The sequence below is a fragment of the Nocardiopsis sp. CNS-639 genome, assembly GCF_000381685.1.
In the GTDB taxonomy this organism is placed as follows: Bacteria; Actinomycetota; Actinomycetes; order Streptosporangiales; family Streptosporangiaceae; genus Nocardiopsis; species Nocardiopsis dassonvillei.
Window position 1 is genome coordinate 418,640 of sequence record NZ_KB906857.1, and the last position, 17,329, is coordinate 435,968.

17 protein-coding genes and 1 pseudogene are annotated in these 17,329 nt (G+C 73.7%); 6 read left to right on the forward strand and 12 right to left on the reverse strand.

Annotated features, from left to right (window positions below):
* Positions 1–123 precede the first annotated feature (123 nt).
* Positions 124–729, forward strand: coding sequence for an O-methyltransferase (locus G011_RS0109275; protein ID WP_019608218.1), 606 nt, complete (start codon positions 124–126; stop codon positions 727–729).
* Positions 726–1,739 (forward strand): GNAT family N-acetyltransferase, encoded by a 1,014-nt coding sequence (locus G011_RS0109280; protein ID WP_019608219.1) that lies wholly within the window; start codon positions 726–728, stop codon positions 1,737–1,739. Before G011_RS0109275 ends, G011_RS0109280 begins: the two co-directional genes overlap by 4 nt.
* A gap of 210 nt (positions 1,740–1,949) precedes the next feature.
* On the opposite strand, the gene G011_RS0109285 is transcribed toward G011_RS0109280, so the two are convergent.
* The 7 genes and pseudogenes from G011_RS0109285 to G011_RS0109315 form a co-directional block, all read right to left on the reverse strand.
* Positions 1,950–3,440: a leucyl aminopeptidase gene (locus G011_RS0109285; RefSeq protein ID WP_019608220.1), complete on the reverse strand. Its 1,491-nt coding sequence runs from the start codon at positions 3,438–3,440 to the stop codon at positions 1,950–1,952.
* 99 nt (positions 3,441–3,539) lie between these two features.
* On the reverse strand, positions 3,540–3,707 hold the full coding sequence (locus G011_RS30735; RefSeq protein WP_013154899.1) for a DUF3117 domain-containing protein: 168 nt from the start codon (positions 3,705–3,707) through the stop codon (positions 3,540–3,542).
* Positions 3,708–4,189: 482 nt separating this feature from the next.
* Entirely contained in the window at positions 4,190–4,783 is a 594-nt protein-coding gene (locus tag G011_RS0109295; RefSeq protein ID WP_019608221.1) for a hypothetical protein, read from the reverse strand.
* Between the two features lie 732 nt (positions 4,784–5,515).
* A pseudogene (locus tag G011_RS29640) lies at positions 5,516–5,872 on the reverse strand (hypothetical protein); the annotation flags it as partial.
* Between the two features lie 165 nt (positions 5,873–6,037).
* Positions 6,038–6,823 carry a TIGR00730 family Rossman fold protein gene (locus G011_RS0109305; RefSeq protein WP_019608222.1) on the reverse strand — a complete coding sequence of 262 codons (786 nt, stop codon included), beginning with the start codon at positions 6,821–6,823 and terminating at the stop codon, positions 6,038–6,040.
* Positions 6,824–6,959: 136 nt separating this feature from the next.
* Entirely contained in the window at positions 6,960–8,024 is a 1,065-nt protein-coding gene (gene dapE / locus G011_RS0109310; protein WP_019608223.1) for a succinyl-diaminopimelate desuccinylase, read from the reverse strand.
* Between the two features lie 174 nt (positions 8,025–8,198).
* A complete protein-coding gene (locus G011_RS0109315; RefSeq protein ID WP_013154904.1) occupies positions 8,199–9,035 on the reverse strand; it encodes a 2,3,4,5-tetrahydropyridine-2,6-dicarboxylate N-succinyltransferase in 837 nt (278 codons plus the stop codon).
* Positions 9,036–9,223: 188 nt separating this feature from the next.
* Between G011_RS0109315 and G011_RS0109320 the strand changes: the two genes are divergently transcribed.
* Positions 9,224–10,105 (forward strand): hypothetical protein, encoded by an 882-nt coding sequence (locus G011_RS0109320; RefSeq protein ID WP_019608224.1) that lies wholly within the window; start codon positions 9,224–9,226, stop codon positions 10,103–10,105.
* 281 nt (positions 10,106–10,386) lie between these two features.
* Here G011_RS0109320 and dapC read toward each other — a convergent pair whose 3' ends face one another.
* Positions 10,387–11,493 (reverse strand): succinyldiaminopimelate transaminase, encoded by a 1,107-nt coding sequence (gene dapC / locus G011_RS0109325; RefSeq protein ID WP_013154906.1) that lies wholly within the window; start codon positions 11,491–11,493, stop codon positions 10,387–10,389.
* A gap of 219 nt (positions 11,494–11,712) precedes the next feature.
* Positions 11,713–12,033: a ferredoxin gene (fdxA, locus tag G011_RS0109330; RefSeq protein ID WP_013154907.1), complete on the reverse strand. Its 321-nt coding sequence runs from the start codon at positions 12,031–12,033 to the stop codon at positions 11,713–11,715.
* 183 nt (positions 12,034–12,216) lie between these two features.
* Here fdxA and G011_RS31035 point away from each other — a divergent pair, with 183 nt between their 5' ends.
* The 3 genes from G011_RS31035 (at position 12,217) to G011_RS0109340 (ending at position 15,293) form a co-directional block, all read left to right on the forward strand.
* Positions 12,217–12,474: a hypothetical protein gene (locus tag G011_RS31035; protein WP_081642944.1), complete on the forward strand. Its 258-nt coding sequence runs from the start codon at positions 12,217–12,219 to the stop codon at positions 12,472–12,474.
* Between the two features lie 235 nt (positions 12,475–12,709).
* On the forward strand, positions 12,710–14,071 hold the full coding sequence (locus tag G011_RS0109335) for a hypothetical protein (protein ID WP_019608225.1): 1,362 nt from the start codon (positions 12,710–12,712) through the stop codon (positions 14,069–14,071).
* Positions 14,072–14,201: 130 nt separating this feature from the next.
* Entirely contained in the window at positions 14,202–15,293 is a 1,092-nt protein-coding gene (locus G011_RS0109340) for a site-2 protease family protein (RefSeq protein ID WP_019608226.1), read from the forward strand.
* Between the two features lie 69 nt (positions 15,294–15,362).
* On the opposite strand, the gene G011_RS0109345 is transcribed toward G011_RS0109340, so the two are convergent.
* The 3 genes from G011_RS0109345 to G011_RS31040 form a co-directional block, all read right to left on the reverse strand.
* A complete protein-coding gene (locus tag G011_RS0109345) occupies positions 15,363–15,911 on the reverse strand; it encodes a hypothetical protein (RefSeq protein ID WP_231391409.1) in 549 nt (182 codons plus the stop codon).
* Between the two features lie 37 nt (positions 15,912–15,948).
* Positions 15,949–16,815 (reverse strand): N-acetyl-1-D-myo-inositol-2-amino-2-deoxy-alpha-D-glucopyranoside deacetylase, encoded by an 867-nt coding sequence (mshB, locus tag G011_RS0109350; RefSeq protein ID WP_196808499.1) that lies wholly within the window; start codon positions 16,813–16,815, stop codon positions 15,949–15,951.
* Between the two features lie 158 nt (positions 16,816–16,973).
* Positions 16,974–17,329, reverse strand: a 356-nt coding sequence (locus G011_RS31040) for a zinc ribbon domain-containing protein (RefSeq protein ID WP_155979738.1), incomplete at its 5' end; no start/stop codon positions are given.

Genomic DNA, 17,329 nt, shown 5'->3' on the forward strand with positions numbered 1-17,329 from the left:
CCGCTGGTCAGAGCCCCACCAGACACGTGAACGCTGTGGGAGGCCGTTATCGCCAGCCCGGAGGAGACCGCGGCCCGGATCACCTGGGTCCGCGCCGAGCAGTCCCGGTTCGAGCAGGACGCCATGGAGGACGAGCCCCTGGCGGACGCCTACGAGGCGGGCAGCCGGTCGTCGGCCCCGCCGGTGGACGCGGCGACGGGCACGGCCCTGCGCTTCCTGGCCGCCTCCATCGGCGCCCGCTCCGTGGTGGAGATCGGCACCGGGTGCGGGGTGTCGGGGATCTGGCTGCTGCGGGGGATGGCCTCGGACGGGATCCTGACCACGGTGGACACCAACGCCGCCTACCAGGACTACGCGCGCTCGGCGTACTCCCGCGCCGGTTTCGGCCCCGGACGGGCCCGGCTGATCCGCGGGACGGCCCTGGACGTGCTGCCGAGGCTGACCGACGGCGGGTACGACCTGGTGTTCGTGGACGCCGACGCGGTGTCCTACCCCCTGTACATGGACGAGGCGCTGCGTCTGCTGCGCCGGGGCGGGATGGCGGTGTTCAACGGCGCCATGGTGGCCTCCAGCGAGCCGGACGGGCCGCTGCGCGTGCCCGACCCCCGCGAGACCGCCGTGCGCGAGGTGATCCGCCGCGTGCGGGAGGGGGAGGAGTTCATCCCCATGCTGATGCCGGTGGGCGAGGGCCTGCTGGCCGCCATCCACCAGGAACCCGGCCGACGGTGATCAGCCGCGTCGACAGCACCGACCCGGCCGCCTTCGACTCCTGGTACGCGGCCGTGCGGGCGGCCTCGCTCGCCGACCGCGACCCCGGGGTGGTCCCGCTCCCCCACCCGGACTCCCTGCGCGCGGTGCTCCGCGGACGCGGGGGCGAACGGCGGGCCCTGGCCTACGCGGCCCACGGGGAGGACGGCGGGGTGGCGGGCGCGCTCCTGCTGGAGTTCGGGGACCGGGACAACCTGCACCTGGCCGAGGTCGACGTCAACGTGCCCGTCGCGACGCGGCGCCGCGGCCACGGAACCCGCCTGTGGGAGCACGCGGAGCGCGTCCTGGCCGAGGAGGGGCGCACGACCGCGCTGGGCGAGGTCCAGCTGCCCTCGGACCGGTCCTTCGAGGACTGGCCCGGCGTCCGCTTCGCGCTCGCGCGCGGGTTCGCGCCGGTCCACGAGGAGGACTACTACGTCCTGGGACTTCCGTTGGCCGCTCGGGTCCGCGAGGAGGTCGGCGCCGACGTGCTCGCCCTCGGGTCCCGTTACGAGCTGCTGACCTGGACGGACACGTGCCCGGAGGAGCTGCTGGCCGACTACGCGCGGCTGCGCACGCGGATGCAGGCCGACGTCCCGCTCGGGGAGGCGGCCTTCGAGCGGGGGCTCTGGGACCCCGCGCGCGTGCGTGACCAGGAGGAGCGCCGCCGCGCCCAGCGGTACCGCACGCTGGTCTGCGCGGCCAGGGCCGCCGCCGGCGGCCTGGCCGGGTACAGCGAGATCGCCCTGCCCGAGGGGGAGGGCGCCGCCTACCAGGAGGACACCCTGGTGGCGCCCGAGCACCGGGGCAACCGCCTGGGCTCGGCGCTGAAGCTGCGCAACCTGGAGGTGCTGGCCGCGGAGTTCCCCGAGCGGGTCCAGATCCGCACCTGGAACGCCCCGGACAACGCCCCCATGCGCCGGGTCAACCTGCGCCTGGGCTTTCGCCCGGTGGAGCGCATGCACGAGTTCCAGCGCGTACTGCCGGGTTAGCCCGGCCCGGACGGGTCCTGTTCTCTGAACCGGCCTCAGCTATGGGGGTTGGTCCGGGCGCCCACGCGATTCCGGAGGGGCCGCGGGCGCCGAAGGCTCCCGCGCCGAAGGGCGCCCGGACACGAGCGGGACCGCGCCGCAGGCGTCCGTTGGGGGTGGTGGCGGGCGACGGGTGGGACGGAGCGGAGCGCAGGTCCGAAGAAACGCTGCCTAGCGCTCGGCGAGCCAGCGCAGCAGCGTGCGCGTGGCGAAGGCGGTGCCGCCCTTGCTGAGCAGGCCGCTCTCCTTGGTCGACCGGCCGGGACCGGCGATGTCCAGGTGGGCCCAGGGCACGCCGCCGGTGAACTCGCGCAGGAACAGGGCCGCGTCGGTGGCGCCGGCCGGGCCGAACTCGCGGCGGGTGCCGATGTTGGCCAGGTCCGCCACGCGGGACTCGGTGGTCTCGACGTACTCCTCGGTCAGCGGCATCCGCCACAGCGGCTCGCCGGAGGCCCGGCCCGCGGTCTCGATCTCGGCGGCCAGCGCGTCGTCGGTGCTGTACAGGGCGCCCATGCCCGTACCGAGCGCGACCTTGGCCGCGCCGGTGAGCGTGGCCACGTCCACGAGCACGTCCGGGGCCAGCTCGGCGACCGCGTAACCCATGGCGTCGGCCAGGACCAGGCGGCCCTCGGCGTCGGAGTTGAGCACCTCGACGGTCGTACCGCCGTAGGTGGTGAGCACGTCGCCGATGCGTGTGGCGTCGCCGCCGAAGGCGTTCTCGGCCAGGGCCAGCAGACCGGTCACCCGCACCGAGGCGCCCACGGCCGACAGCGCGGACAGCACGGCGAGCACGACCGCCGAGCCGCTCATGTCGGTCTTCATCAGCGACATGTTGTCGTTGGGCTTGAGCGAGAGGCCGCCGGTGTCGAAGGTGATGCCCTTGCCGACCAGCACCACGTGCGCGGTGGGGTTCTCGGGGGTGTAGGAGAGCTGCACCAGCCGGGAGGGGCGCGAGGAGCCCCGGCCGACGGCGAGGATCGCGCCGAAGCCGTCGCGCTCCAGCTCCGCCTCGTCCCAGACCCGCACCTGGAGGCCGGAGTCCGCGGCGACCTCGCTGGCGCGCGCGGCCATCCACGCGGGGTCCTTGGTCATGGACGGGGTGTTGATGAGGTCGCGGGCCAGGGCGGTGGCCGCGGCCAGCCGGGTGCCGCGCTCCAGCGCGTCGGCGAGGTCCCCGGCGCCCGGGTCCACCACCTCGACCACCGGGGCGGGGCGCTTGTCCGCCGGGGGTTCGGCGGTCTTGAGGCTGAAGGTGTAGGAGGCCAGGAGGGCACCCTCGGCGAAGGCCGTGGCGGCGTCGCCGCCGACACCCGGCCAGGCCAGGGCGGCCCGCTCTCTTCCCCGGGCGGCCCGGGACAGGGCTGCGCCGGCCTTCCGGAGGTCGTCGGGGGAACCCGAACCGACCCCCAGAAGGGCCAGCCGTACCAGCCCCTGGTCCCGGGGCACCGGGAACTGGGCCAGCTCACCGGGTTTCCCGGTGAGCGAGTAGTGCGCGAACAGATCGCTGAGCGGAGCCGGAAGCACCTGTGTCAGGCCGCCCTCGGCGACCCCTTCGACCTCCGCGGGTCCGCCGTCTCCCGAGAGGACGGGAAGGACCAGCAGGTCCGCGGTGGATTCGGCGAGGCTCCCCGAACGGGGCTGGATCTCCGTGGCGAATGGCACAGGCCGCTCACAATCGTTCGCTGTCATGGGGGTCTACGACCTCGGGGGGCCGTCGGGCGTTCCGGCCCGGGTGGGGGAGGGAAGAACGTGGTGCCGGACCTAGCCGACGACACCCTTGAGCGCGTCCCGGAGCTCGGTCGCCTCGGCCGGCGTCAGCTCGACGACCAGGCGTCCGCCCCCCTCCAGCGGGACCCGCATGATGATGCCGCGACCCTCCTTGGTGACCTCCATCGGCCCGTCGCTGGTCCTCGGCTTCATCGCCGCCATGCCATTCCCCTTTCTAGGTGTTTCCTCGCGGGTGACCGGGGCCGACCCACAGCACCGGCGCCGATCCGCTTGGCCCGTCTCGGCTCCGGAGCCGTAGGCCGGTTCCGCGTGACTCCCGCCCGTGTGGCTTGAGGGACGTGAATCACTCTCCGACCATTATCTCGGAGGTTGGCCCCCGTGTGTGCGCCGGTCGGCGGCCGGGCCGCCTCCGGCGGTTTCCACCAACGAGGAAACGTCGGTCAGTAAGGTTATATCGGTACTGGCCGAAACCCGGTGAGCGCACGGGGATCCGCGTCAGCCCCGCCCGGGGGCGGTGGGCCGGACCCGACAGTCCGGCGTCACCTGAACAACATCTCCGACCTGGACTTTCGTCCCCACAGGGAACCCGGCTCCCGGGGGCCGCGGTCGGGCGGATCCGGAACGGCACCGCCTCCAGGCGGTCGAACCGGCACCCGGGGCGGGCGGCGATACGGACGACCGGATCAGCTCAGGGGACCCGTCGACGTCATCCGGGTGCCCTCGTCGGTGACCGAGGACCACTCCGCCCTCAGGCCGCCGTCCGCGGCGGGCGCCAGGGTCAGCTCGGCCTCGTCGACGCAGCGGTCCTCTGGGTCGGCGGTCTCGGTGTAGGCGTAGACGCGCCGGTCGTTGTCGCCCGCGGACAGCACGAGCGTCCCCGAGCAGGTGAAGGTCGTCCAGGCGGTGCTGCCGCGCTCGGCGCCCTCCTCGATCCGCACCTCGGCGTGCCAGTCGGCGACGTGCTGGCCCTCGGTGTTCACCTGGACCATCTCGCCCGCCCAGGCTCCGACGAACTCCTCCGCCGGGGCGACGGCCTCCTGCGCGGTCTCTTCGCCGTCGGCCAGCAGGGCCCACGCGGTGGCCCCTCCGCCGACCAGGAGGACGGCCAGCGCGGCCGCGCCCAGAACGGTGAACTGGCGGCGGCGCCTGCCGCTGTGCCGGGTCGACCTGGGCGGCGGCCACAGGGACAGCTGCACGGGGGAGGCGGCTGTCACGGAGGAAGCGGGCCCTTCGCGCCGGTCGTCGGCTCCCGACTCCAGTTCGGCTGCTGTGTCCATCCTCGCCATCCTCAACGGTGATGCACCCGCTCCGGCGGAGCGGGGGGAACGCGGATACAGCGACCGAGGATAGAGCACCCGAACCCACAGGTTTCGCCCGATAACCGCGCGGGGGCTGTGATGCACGACATAGAAGGAGACGAACGCCAGGTCAGGACGGCACCGCCAAACGTGTCCCGCGCCACAGCTTTGGGTGCGGGGTCAGCGCTCGTCGCCGCGCGAGGGCGAGGCGTCGGAGGCGTCCGCGGCCCCGGAACCTTCCGCCGCCTCGGGGCGCTCCCCGGTCCCGGCGGACGTCGGGTCCCCGGGCGCCCCAACCTCGTCGGAGCCCTCCGCTCCCCCGGAGCCCGGGGCGGGCTCGGAACTCCCGGCGGATCCGGGGTGCCGGTCGGATGCGGAACCCCCGGCGGGCTCGGGGCTCCGTGGGAACCCGGGGTCCCTGGGACCCTCCGAGCGCGCGGAGCCCTCCGCGTCCTCCCCGGTCTCCCGCTCGTCCGCGGCCTTCGGGGTGTCCTCGGCCTCGGCGCCCTCGATGACCTCGGTGGGCGCGGTGGCCCCCGTGACACCCATGGGCGCGGTGGTCCCCGTGGCACCGGCGGACGCGGAACCCCGGGCGGCGGAGTCCCCCGGTCCGGTCGCGCCCCCGGGCCTGAAGGCACCGCTCCCGAAACCCGCGACCGCGGTGCTCCCGACCGCGGCGGGGCCGCGCGCGCCCTGCTCGGGGGCGTAGGCGTCGCCGGGCAGGTGCGCCCCGGGGATCGGGCCGGTGCCCTCCGGAACGTAGGACGGGTCCAGGCGCGACAGGCGCCACTCCAGGTCCTCGATGCGCTCCTCGCGCTCGCGCAGCGTGGCGGTGAGGCGCAGCAGCAGTTCGTCCACGGCGCGCACGTGGTAGCCCCACATGGCCAGGGGCAGCATCAGGCGGCCCAGGTCGAACGCCTTGACGGGCCGGTCTTCGGGCAGGGCGAGCGGGGGGTGGTCGGCCTCGAAGCGGGCGAGCTGGCCGCCCTTGCCCAGCACGATGTAGACGACGCCCACGAGGACGGCGAGCGCGGCGGCGGCGACGAGGACCATGATGAGAACAGGCACGGACACGATCGTGCCACACGCCGCCCGGGTCGGGTACGGGCGTCGCGCTCGGCCGGGGCCCCGTACCCGCCGCGCCGCCCGCGCCGGAACGGCGCACGGCCCGTACGCCGTGCGCCGTTCCCTCGTCGTCCCGCCGCCGCCCCGGGGTCGCGGCCCGTCGTCCCCCTACTGCTCCGGGCCGGGCTGCTCCTCCGACTGCACGTGCTGGCGGCTGATGTCCAGGTGCGACTTGCGGATGATGTCGACCACCTCGTCGAGGTCGTCGGTCACCTGGACCAGCTCCATGTCGTGCGACTTGATGAGCTGGTTCTCCAGCAGGCTGGAGCGGATCCAGTCCCGCATCCCGCCCCAGAACTCGGTGCCGACCAGCACGATCGGGAAGCGGGTGACCTTGTTGGTCTGCACGAGGGTGGCCGCCTCGAACAGCTCGTCCAGGGTGCCGAAGCCCCCGGGCAGGACCACGAACGCCTGGGAGTACTTCACGAACATCGTCTTGCGGACGAAGAAGTACCGGAAGGTCACCCCGATGTCGACGTAGTCGTTGAGCGACTGCTCGAACGGCAGCTCGATGCCGAGCCCGACCGACAGCCCGCCCGCCTGCTGGGCGCCCTTGTTGACCGCCTCCATCATCCCCGGACCGCCGCCGGTGATGGTGGCGTACCCGGCCTCCGCCAGCTTGGCGCCCATCTGGACGCCTATGTCGTAGTAGCGGTTGCCGGGGCGCAGGCGGGCCGAGCCGAACACGCTCACCGCCGAGGGCAGCTCCGAGAGCAGACCGAAGCCCTCCACGAACTCCGACTGGATGCGCAGCACCCGCCACGGGTCGGTGTGCACCCAGTCCGTGGGGCCCCGCTGGTCGAGGAGGCGCTGGTCGGTGGTGGTGTTGGGGATGGAGTCGCCCCGGTAGGTGAGGGGCCCTGCGCGTCGTACGGTCTCTTCTTCTTCCGTCATGACGTAAAGCTATCCGCGTGGAACCGGCTCACACCTGAACCACACGTTTCACACAGGTGGCCGCAAACGGCCTTTTCGCCGCCCCGGCCGGTGTCGGGACTGGTCAGGAACCCGTCGGCCGGGGCTCGGCGGGGGCTCAGCGGGCGCCCGACAACCAGGCGACCATGCGCTCCTCGGCCTCGTGGATGCGGGGGATCTCGGCGTACTCGTCCTTGGTGTGGGCGAGCGTCGGGTCGCCGGGGCCGTAGTTGACGGCGGGCACGCCCAGCTCGGAGAAGCGGGAGACGTCGGTCCAGCCGAGCTTGGCGCGGGCGCTGCCCTCCCCCACCGCGGTGACGAACGCCGCGGCCGAGGGCTCGTCCAGCCCGGGCCGGGCGGGGGCGGCGGCGTCGACCACGGCGACCTCGAACCCGTCGAAGACCTCGCGCAGGTGCGCCTCGGCGTCGGCGACGGACAGGTCGGGGGCGAAGCGGTAGTTGACCCGGACCACGCACTCGTCGGGGATGACGTTGCCCGCGACCCCGCCCTCGATGGCCACGGCGTTGAGGCCCTCGTGGAAGCGCAGCCCCTCCACCTCGGGTTCGCGCGGGGTGTAGGCGCGCAGGACGTCCAGGACGGCTCCGGCGCCGTGGATGGCGTTCACGCCCATCCAGGAGCGGGCGCTGTGGGCGCGCTTGCCCCGGGTGGTGACCTCCACGCGCATGGTGCCCTGGCAGCCGCCCTCGATGACGCCGTCGGTGGGCTCCATGAGGACCGCGAAGTCCCCCGCCAGCCACTCGGGGTGGTTGCGTGCCAGGCGGAGCAGGCCGTTGCGGGAGGCGTCGACCTCCTCGTTGTCGTAGAAGACGTAGGTGACGTCGTGCACCGGCTCGGCGACCAGGGCGGCCAGCCTGAGCTGGACGGCGACACCGGCCTTCATGTCCGAGGTGCCGCACCCGTAGAGGCGGTCGCCGACGACGCGGGAGGGCACGTTGTCCACGATGGGGACGGTGTCGATGTGCCCGGCGATGACGACGCGGCGGGGACGGCCCAGGTCGGTGCGGGTGACGACGGCGTCGCCGTCGCGGCTGACGCGCAGGTGGGGCAGGGCCGACAGGGCGCCCTCGACCGCGTCGGCGAGGACCTTCTCGTCGCCGCTCTCGGATCGGATGTCCACGAGGGCGGCGGTCAGGGCCGCGGCGTCCGAGGTCAGGTCAAGCATGTGTCGCCCCGTTTCGGTGAGGTTGGGAAGCCGTTGGGCCGGGGGTGCGCACCCCCGCTCCGGAGTAGTTGCACCCCTAGTTTGAGGTAACTGGGGGTGCGACCAGAAATCACCGTGGAACACGACGGGGCGCCCTCCCCGTGCGGAAGGGCGCCCCGGTCGGATGCGGACGGGTCAGGCGTTGACGCCGTGCTCGCGGAGCAGGTCGTTGAGCGCGAGCTTGTCGTGCTCCTCGCCCTCCTTCAGGCGCCTGAGCACGAGCAGCACCGGCATGCCGAAGTCGCCGCCGGGGAAGCTCTTGGCGCGGTTGGCGGTGACGCACACCGACCAGGCCGGGGCCTCGCCGCGCGGCAGCTCCTCGCCGGTCTCGGCGTCGAACACGCGGGTGGAGGAGGTGAGGATGGTGCCCGCGCCGAGCTTGGCGCCCTTGCGCACGCGGGCGCCCTCGACGACCATGCTGCGGGAGCCGAGGAAGGCGTCGTCCTCGATGACCACCGGGGAGGCCTGCGGCGGTTCGAGGACGCCGCCGACGCCGACGCCGCCGGACAGGTGGACGTTCTCGCCGACCTGGGCGCAGGAGCCGACCGTGGCCCAGGTGTCGACCATCGTGCCGGAACCGACGTGGGCGCCGATGTTGGTGAAGGACGGCATCAGGACGACACCGGGGGCGAGGTAGGAGCCCCAGCGGGCGATCGCCCCGGCGACGACGCGGACGCCGTCGAAGCGGGTCTTGAGCGGCATGCGGTCGTGGTGGTAGAAGTCGCCGACGTGCGACTCCTTCATCTCCAGGACCTTGAAGCCGAGGAGGATGGAGCGCTTGGCGCGCTCGTCGACGACGACCTCGTCGGTGGAGGGGTCGACGAAGGCCACGCGGGCCTTGCCCTCGTCGATCTGGTCGATCGCGCCGATGATGGTCTCACGGGCCTCGGTGTGACCGGGCGTGAGCTCGGCGCGGCTCTCCCAGAGTTCGTCGATGCGGTCGGGCAGCGGGCTGGAGTACGAGCTGGTCATGTGCACACACGTTAGCCGCTCGCTCCGGGTGCGGGGGCACCCCCTCCCCGAGGCGGCCGTCACCTTCGCGCGCGACCCGACGCCCGCCCCGGCGGCGGCTACAATGCGGCCGTGGCGCCGCGTGCGCCCCCGCGCGTCGCCCCCTGCCGGTGCGGAGCGCCCACCTGTCGCCGACCCTTGGTTCGCCCGTGCCCAGTAAGCGCCGGAGGCTCTCCGCCTTCGTCAAGATCCTGCTCTCCCTGGTCCTCGTCTGCGGCTCGCTCGTCGCCGGGGCCTACTACGTGCTGACCACGTTCGAGCCGATCGACACCACTCCCCCGCCCGAACCCGGCTGCCGTCTGACGATGGCCGACGGCCGGTACTCGATGGAGAACGCCCAGGCCGCGAGCGCGGCCACGGTGGGAGGCGTGGCGTTCGGCCAGGACCTGCCCCCGGAGGCCGTGACGATCGCCTTCGCGACGGTGTGGCAGGAGTCGGCGTTCTACAACGTGGAGTACGGCGACCGGGACTCCCTGGGACTGTTCCAGCAGCGGCCCTCGCAGGAGTGGGGCGACCCGGAGCAGATCCTGGACCCGGTGTACGCCAGCAGCTCGTTCTACGAGGAGCTGGTGGAGGTGGAGGGCTGGGAGTCCATCCCGGTCTACGAGGCGGCCCAGGCGGTGCAGCGCAGCGCCGACGGCTACGCCTACGACCAGCACGAGCGCCTGTCCACGCGGATGGCCGAGGTCTTCACCGGCGCGCAGGGGGCCGGGCTGACGTGCTGGTACGGCGCCGAGGGGCTGGCGGACCTGCGGTCGGGCGAGGCGGACGCGGACGCCGCCCTGGAGGAGATGGAGCGGGTGTTCGGCACCGCCCCGGCGGACCTGCCTCTGGACGGGGACGAGGAGCCGCGGACCGGTGACCTGGGCTGGGCGATGGCCCTGTGGGCGGTGGCCCACGCCGAGGAGTACGGGCTGACGTCGGTGTCCTACGACGGGCAGCGGTGGCGGGCCTCGGACGGCACCGGCGACTCCGAGGACTGGGCGGCGGCCGACGGGGGCGACACCGGGGGCGGCCTGGTCCTGGAGTGATCCGGGCCGGCCGCGGACCGGCTCGGGTGGTGGACCGGCTCGGATGGTGGACCGGTTCGAGTGGCGGACTGGCTCGGGTGGTGGGCCGCGGCACGGTCCCGCGTGCCGGTCGCCCGGTCGCCCGGACGCCCGGCGGCCCGGGCGGGCAGGCGGGCACGCCGCATGGCACCGGGACGGGTGGGCCCCCGATACGACAAGGGGACCACACCCCGGCACTCGGCGGCCACCGCCTCCGTCTGCCTGTGGACGACCGGCGGGGCCGCCCGGACGGCGGCCCCGGCTCAGGCCAGGCGCTCGGCCGCGGCCTCGACCCGCTCGTCGGTGGCGGTGAACGCCACGCGCACGTGCCCGGCGCCCGCCGGGCCGTAGAAGTCCCCGGGAGCGACCAGCACGCCGCGTTCGGCCAGGTGGGCCACCGCACCCCAGGCGTCGTGGTCGGGGTGGCTGGCCCACAGGTACAGCCCGGCGTCGGAGTGCTCGATGCGCCAGCCCGCGCCCTCCAGGGCCTCGCGCAGCCTGGCACGGCGGGACCGGTAGCGCTCCTTCTGCTCGGTGGCGTGCGCGTCGTCGTCCAGGGCGGCGCCCATGGCCGCCTGGACGGGCGCGGGGACGATCATCCCGGCGTGCTTGCGCACCGCCAGCAGCTCCTCGACCAGCGCGGGGTCCCCGGTGACGAAGGCCGCGCGGTACCCGGCCAGGTTGGAGCGCTTGGACAGCGAGTGCACGGCCAGCAGGTTGTCGTGGGAGCCGCCGCACACGTCCGGGTGCAGGATGGACACCGGTTCGGCGCCGTCCCAGCCCAGGTCGAGGTAGCACTCGTCGGAGGCCACGATCGCGCCGCGCTCGCGGGCCCACTCCACCACCTTGCGCAGGTGCGCGGTGCCCAGGACCCGGCCGGTCGGGTTGCTCGGCGAGTTCACCCACACCAGTCCGACGGGGGCGGGGCCGAGGGAGGTCAGGCCGTCGGAGGCCACCGGGGTGGCCCCGGCCACGCGCGCGCCGATGTCGTAGGTGGGGTAGGCCAGCTCGGGGTGGACGACCGTGTCGCCCGCGCCGAGGCCCAGGAGCGTGGGCAGCCAGGCCACGAGCTCCTTGGAGCCCACGGTGGGCAGGACGGCGCCCTCCGCGACGCGCACGCCGTGGCGGCGCTCCAGCCAGCCCGCGACGGAGGCGCGCAGCGCGGGCGTGCCCCAGGTCTGGGGGTAGCCGGGCGCGTCGGCGGCGTCGGCGAGGGCCTTGCGCAGCAGGGCGGGCACCGGGTCCACGGGGGTGCCGACGGACAGGTCGACGATGCCGCCGGGGTGCTCGGCGGCCCTGCGCTTGTACGGCGCCAGCCGGTCCCACGGGAAGGTCGGGAGCCGCTTCGCCACGGGTCGCCGCTCGGCCATCGCACTTACTCCATCCAGGTCGGGTCTTTGCCACAGGTCACACGGGGCCACACGGGGCCGCAGGTCACACAGGAATCGCGCCGACCCCCGCCACGGGGGTCGGCGCGACACGTCGTCCACGCCGGGCCGGTCGGGCCCGCGCACCCTCTGCGCCATAGGGGTGCCGCGGGCGTCCTCCCCGGCTCGGGAGCGCCGGAACCCGCCCGGCGCGCCGCCGGGCTACTCGGCCTGCGGCGGCAGCTTGGCCACGAGCGGGTGGTCGCGGTCGATCTTGCCGACCTTGGAGGCGCCGCCCGGGGAGCCCAGGTCGTCGAAGAAGTCGACGTTGGCCTTGTAGAAGTCGGACCACTGCTCGGGGAGGTCGTCCTCGTAGTAGATGGCCTCCACCGGGCAGACAGGCTCACACGCACCGCAGTCAACGCACTCGTCCGGGTGGATATAGAGCATGCGGTCACCCTCGTAGATGCAGTCCACGGGGCACTCGTCAATGCACGCCTTGTCCAGTACATCAACACAGGGCTGCGCGATGACGTAGGTCACGTCGTACTCCTTGTCTCACCCCCGCGTCCCACGGGGGAGGCGGGGATCTTCGCAGACTCCGGGCCGGGACCGGCGTGCGGGCGCCCTCGCCCCTGTTCCCGGGCTCTGCAAGCAATTGGCACAGATGTCGTACTCCTAGTATGACGGCGGAGAACACCCAGCGCACAATCGGGGGGCATTTCCTTGCACATGGGAGGACGTCTGGTCCACAGGATCACTCCCGCCGACATCGGTCGGCGCGTCTCCGTACGAATACGCCTCCCCGAGGGCGGGTTCACCGATATCGTCGGTGTCGTGGAGTCCTGGGACGACGGTGTCCTCACCGTGCGCCGCCGTGACGGCTCCGCGGTGGAGGTCGCCGAGCCGACGATCGCCGCGAGCCGGGTCGTTCCCCCCGTACCCCCTCGCCGCCGCGGCGGAAACCCGCCGCGAACGCCCTGAACCCCGTGCGTTCCGGGTTCCACGGAGTGAGGAGGCGTCCGCCCGGCGGGCGTCGCGAGGCGTGCAGGTCGCGCCTGGACAGTGGCATTCTTCGGGCCCTGCGGGGTAGAAAACGCACAGTTCCGCAGCGGATCCAGCCAGTCCGCCGAGGAACCGACAACGAAGCATCGCGCCCCCCGGCGGCACATCCACGCGGAACGGGCGCCGGTACGCGGGGAGGTGGTGAGCGCCCGTCATGCGCGAAGCAGTAGCGTCCGCCCTCGCCGAGCTGGCACGCCGGGACGAGCGGGCGGCCGACATGGCCCGGTCGGCCCTGGACACACTGGCTCCGGAGCAGGAGATCGAGAGGCTCAACCAGCACGCCGTCCAGCGGTTCTGCTGGTTCGAGCTACCGGTCCGCTTCCACGACCGCGCCGAGGACCGGCTGTTCGCGGTCCGCGCCCTGGGCAACCTCTTCGCCCTCCTCCAACTGCACCGGTACGCGCAGATCTGCTCGGCGCCGGAGACCGCGGCCCTGCTCACCGTCTACGAAGGCGACCACGCCGCGGGCCTGGCGATGTACGAGCGGCTCATGTGGGAGTCGGGCGTGGAGCCGCCGGACCTGCCCGAGCTGACCTGGGGGACGGCGGTCGGCGACGCCGAGATCCTGGCCCGCGACGAGACCGCGTCGGCGCTGGAGTTGGCGATCACCCTGGGCGACGTGCGCCCCGGCAAGCGCGGATGGCGGCCCGCCCAGGAGCGGTTCGCCCGGTCCTTCCTCACCCAGCCGGACAACCGGGGGCTGAGCCACCTGGACCGGATCCGCGAGGAGCGGGTGCGGGCCTGGTTGAGCTCGTCCGCGCACCCGCACCGCCAGCGCCTGTGGCCGCTGGTGGGCCAGATCATCGCGGGCGCCGACGTGCCGCGCGGGGCCGAGGCCGCGATGGCGCCGCTCCAGCGGCTGCTGGACCTGGCCGCGGAGGGGATCGCGCTCACCCAGATCGGCTACATCTCGCCGGGCGTGGTGCGCCAGATGTGCGAGGACTTCGGGTGGCGGACCACCCCCGAGCCGCCGCGCAGCGAGACCGACGCCACCCAGCTCATCGCCCTGCACCAGGCGCTGCGGGGCATGCGCGCGGTGCGCCGGTCGGGCCGCCGCCTGGTCCTGACGCGGCGCGGGCGCCAGCTGCGGGAGGACCCCGAGGCGCTGTGGCAGGCGGCCACCGAGACCCTGTGCCGCACCGGGGGCCTGGACCAGGCCGCGGCGGAGACGCTGCTGGGCATGCTGCTGGCGCGCACCCCGCAGGGCAGCGGTTCGCACGCGCGTCGCGGCGAGTCGGACGTGGAGGCGGCCGAGAGGGCGCTGACCGAGTCGGGGTGGGTGCCGGTGGAGCCCCCGGCGCCCTCGGGCAGGCACGCCGCGTCGCACCGGCGCACCGCGGAGGCCGCCTCGGACCAGGTGCGCGCGCTGGTGATGGCGGTGAGCTGGCTGCTGGAGACCCTGGGCCTGCTCACCGACGACGACGGCGCCGGACGCCGGGAGCTGACCGCGCCGGGGCGGGCGTTCGCGATCGCCTGCCTGCACCAGTCGGCGGTGGCACCCCGGGCCGTGGTCTGACCGGCGGGCCGTGGCGTGGTCCGACCGGTGGGCCGTCTCCCGGCGCGTCCCTCATCGGCCACCCGCTGCGAAGGGGTGCGGACCAGGGCCTAACCTGGAGCGCGAACCATCCGAGACCAGCAGGAGCACCATGCCCGCGCCCGAGCCGCCGCGCAAGGCGGAGACGACCGACGTGCCCGAGGCCGGCGGGGCAGTCGCCGACCCGTGGGAGCAGATGCCCGAGGACGCCCTCAACCGGCCGGACCTGGGGGAGGACACCGGGGGCCCCGGCGGAGCCGGGGACTCCGGCACCGGTGCCCGTCCCCGGGACGCCGCGGGGACGGAGGAGGCCAAGACCCCGTCCGCGCGTCCGGACGCCTCCGGGGACGCCGACCCGGACGCCTCCGGGGACGCCGCATCCCGGGGCGGCCCCGACGCCGCGCGCTCCGGCAGCTGGGCGGACTTCCTGCCCAGCCCGGTGTTCGTGCTGCTGCTGGGTCTGGCGGGGTTCGCGGGCTGGCTGTCGTGGACCGCCGCGGAGCTGGAGTGGGCCGCCGAGGGCACCAGCGTCACCCCGCTGGTCCCGCCGCTGTTCATCCTGCTCTGCTGGATCGTCTCCCTGGCCGTGCACGAGTTCGCGCACGCGCTCGCCGCCTACCTGGCCGGTGACCGCTCCCTGCGCGGCAGCGCCTACCTGCGGCTCAACCCGTTCGCCTACCGGCACGCCTTCGCCGGGTTGGTCCTGCCCTCGGCCTATCTGGGCCTGGGCGCCTTCGGCATGACCGGTCCGCCCACCTACGTGGACTGGGACCGCATCCCGTCCCGGGGCCGCCGCGTCCTGGTGGCACTCGCCGGACCGCTGGCCAGCCTCCTGGTGGCCGCCGCGTTCGCGGTCACCGTGTCCGTTCTGGTGCCCCCGGGCAACGACACCACCAACTGGGCGATCTCGGCGATGGCCTTCCTGTGCTTCGCGAACCTGACGGCCGCCCTGATCAACCTGCTGCCCGTCCCCGGCCTGGACGGCTTCGAGGTGCTGGCCGCCTGGACGCGCGGGAAGTGGGTCGGCGCGGCCCGCGCCAACGCGCTGTTCGGCTCGGTGGCCGTGTTCGCGGTCCTGTGGTTCCCGGGCCTGAACGACCTGCTGGTGAACGCGGTGTACGGCCTGTTCGACCTGGTGCTGCCCAACCCGGTGTTCCGCGGCATCGCCTTCTACGGCGAGCTGCTCCTCCAGTTCTGGGCCTGACCGGGACCGGAGCCGCGGGGGCCCGTGAGGCGCACGCCTCACGGGCCTCCGCCTTCGGCGGCCGCGCCCCTAGCCCTCGCGCCAGGGACGCGCCTTCGCGGAGGGCCGCGCCCGCCGGTAGCCCCCGGCGGCGGACGGCGCGTCGGCTCCGGCTGCCCCGGTCCTCGGGGAACCGGGCGGCGGGGAGAACGACCAGCTGCGGATCACGGCGAACACCAGCGCGAGCATCACCCCGAAGAGGTACGCGTTGTGCATGATGTGGTTCGTGAGCACGATGTCGCCGCCGGGCATGTAGCCGATCATCCCGATCAGCGCGGCCAGGTAGCCGAGCGCGAAGGCCGCCGCCCCGGAGGTGCGGCGGCTGCCCCACGCGCACAGGCGGCACGCGGCGTACAGCAGCACCAGGAAGGCCAGCAGTCCGACCGCGCTCACGGCCTGGACCGTCGCTCCCCCGCCCCAGTAGCGGGTCAGCCAGCCCGCGCCGGTGGTGCCGAGCATGCTCGCCGCGGCGCCGAGCAGCAGCAGGACCACGAGGGTCGTCCCGGTCAGCACCGGCGACAGGAACCCGGCGGAGGACTTGCCCTCGGCGGGCACTGCGGTCTCAGGTGTGGTGGTCACAGCGACGAGGGTAGACGCTCGCTCCCACCGGTCGCGGTCACAGCCCCGCGAACAGGTCGGTCTCGTACTCCCCGTGCTGGATGCGCGGCGTCGGCCCCACCAGCAGGGTGAAGTACTCCACGGCGTCGATCTCCTGGGCGATGTCGTTGGACAGGGCGAAGCGCTCGCCCTCCACCGTGATCTGCGTGGCGTGGGCGCGCATCGCGAGCGCCTTGGCCGCCCAGTGGTCGGTAGCGTCCACGCGGGTGGTCACCGCCGCATCGGGGGTGCCCCGGGCGATGTCGGACACCCGGGCGGGCGGGGTGAAGGAGCCGGACTCCTCACGCAGCCGCGCGATGGACTCCTCGATGCGCGAGACCGGCTGGGCGATCGCGTAGAGCTTGCGGACCTGCCAGGGCGTGCCGGGCATGGCCCGCTCCCCCGCCCGGAGGAAGGCCCGACGCGCGACCCTGTGCGCCTGGATGTGGTCGGGATGCCCGTAGCCGCCGTGCTCGTCGTAGCTGACCAGCACGTGCGGGCGGACCTCGCGGATGACCTGCGCCAGGAGCGTGGCGGCCTCCTCCACGTCCGCGCCCCAGAACGCCCGGGGGTGCTCGTTGGTCGGCGCGCCCATCATCCCCGAGTCCCGGTAGCGGCCGGGGCCGCCCAGGAAGCGGTGGTCGCGCACGCCCAGCGCCAGACAGGCCTTGTCCAGCTCGCCGATCCGGTGCTCGCCCAGGGTGCCCTCGCGGTCGGAGGTCAGGTGCGCGAGGTCGTCGGGGATGACCTCGCCCTCCTCCCCCAGCGTGCAGGTCACCAGGGTCACACCGGCCCCCTCGGCCGCGTACTTGGCCAGGGTGGCTCCGGTGACGATGCTCTCGTCGTCGGGGTGCGCGTGCACCATCATCAGTCGCCTGTCAGTCACGTAGCGAACGATACCGGTCGCATCCGCCCGCCACCTCCCGCACCGCACGCCTCACGGGGGCGTCGGGCCGCCGTCCGGCTCCCCGTGCGGGTGCGGCATGGGACACAATCGGCCTTTGACTTCCTCTCCTGCCTGAAGGCAGGAGAATCCGGAACCACCTACCGGTGGTTCGAGGCCAAGGCCTCGTCACGGGTCGCCCCGTGGCCTTCCTGCTTCACCGCCGGTCGCCCCGTCCGGGAGGACTCCCGTTGAGGTCTCACACCAGCTCCACAGGCAACAACCGCCAGCCCGGCGGCTTCGAGATTGAGCGCCGCGTTCACGTCCCGATCATGGGCCACCCCACAACTGGGGCACGTCCACTCCCGTACACGCAACGGCAACGACGCATGCACGTAGGCGCACCCGGGCGTCGAACACGCCTTGGAGGAGGGAAAGAACCGGTCCACCACCACCAGGTCCCGTCCGTACCAGGCGCACTTGTACTCCAGCATGGACCGGAGTTCACGCCAGGCCG

What these genes read in the sequence shown, in the direction of transcription:
- G011_RS0109335 (WP_019608225.1), top strand. Translation starts at nt 12,710, where the DNA reads ATGCGCGAAGCAGTAGCGTCCGCCCTCGCCGAGCTGGCACGCCGGGAC.
- dapE (WP_019608223.1), bottom strand. Translation starts at nt 8,024, where the DNA reads ATGCTTGACCTGACCTCGGACGCCGCGGCCCTGACCGCCGCCCTCGTG.
- G011_RS30735 (WP_013154899.1), bottom strand. Translation starts at nt 3,707, where the DNA reads ATGGCGGCGATGAAGCCGAGGACCAGCGACGGGCCGATGGAGGTCACC.
- G011_RS0109275 (WP_019608218.1), top strand. Translation starts at nt 124, where the DNA reads ATGGAGGACGAGCCCCTGGCGGACGCCTACGAGGCGGGCAGCCGGTCG.
- G011_RS0109295 (WP_019608221.1), bottom strand. Translation starts at nt 4,783, where the DNA reads ATGGACACAGCAGCCGAACTGGAGTCGGGAGCCGACGACCGGCGCGAA.
- G011_RS0109315 (WP_013154904.1), bottom strand. Translation starts at nt 9,035, where the DNA reads ATGACCAGCTCGTACTCCAGCCCGCTGCCCGACCGCATCGACGAACTC.
- G011_RS0109305 (WP_019608222.1), bottom strand. Translation starts at nt 6,823, where the DNA reads ATGACGGAAGAAGAAGAGACCGTACGACGCGCAGGGCCCCTCACCTAC.
- G011_RS0109340 (WP_019608226.1), top strand. Translation starts at nt 14,202, where the DNA reads ATGCCCGCGCCCGAGCCGCCGCGCAAGGCGGAGACGACCGACGTGCCC.
- dapC (WP_013154906.1), bottom strand. Translation starts at nt 11,493, where the DNA reads ATGGCCGAGCGGCGACCCGTGGCGAAGCGGCTCCCGACCTTCCCGTGG.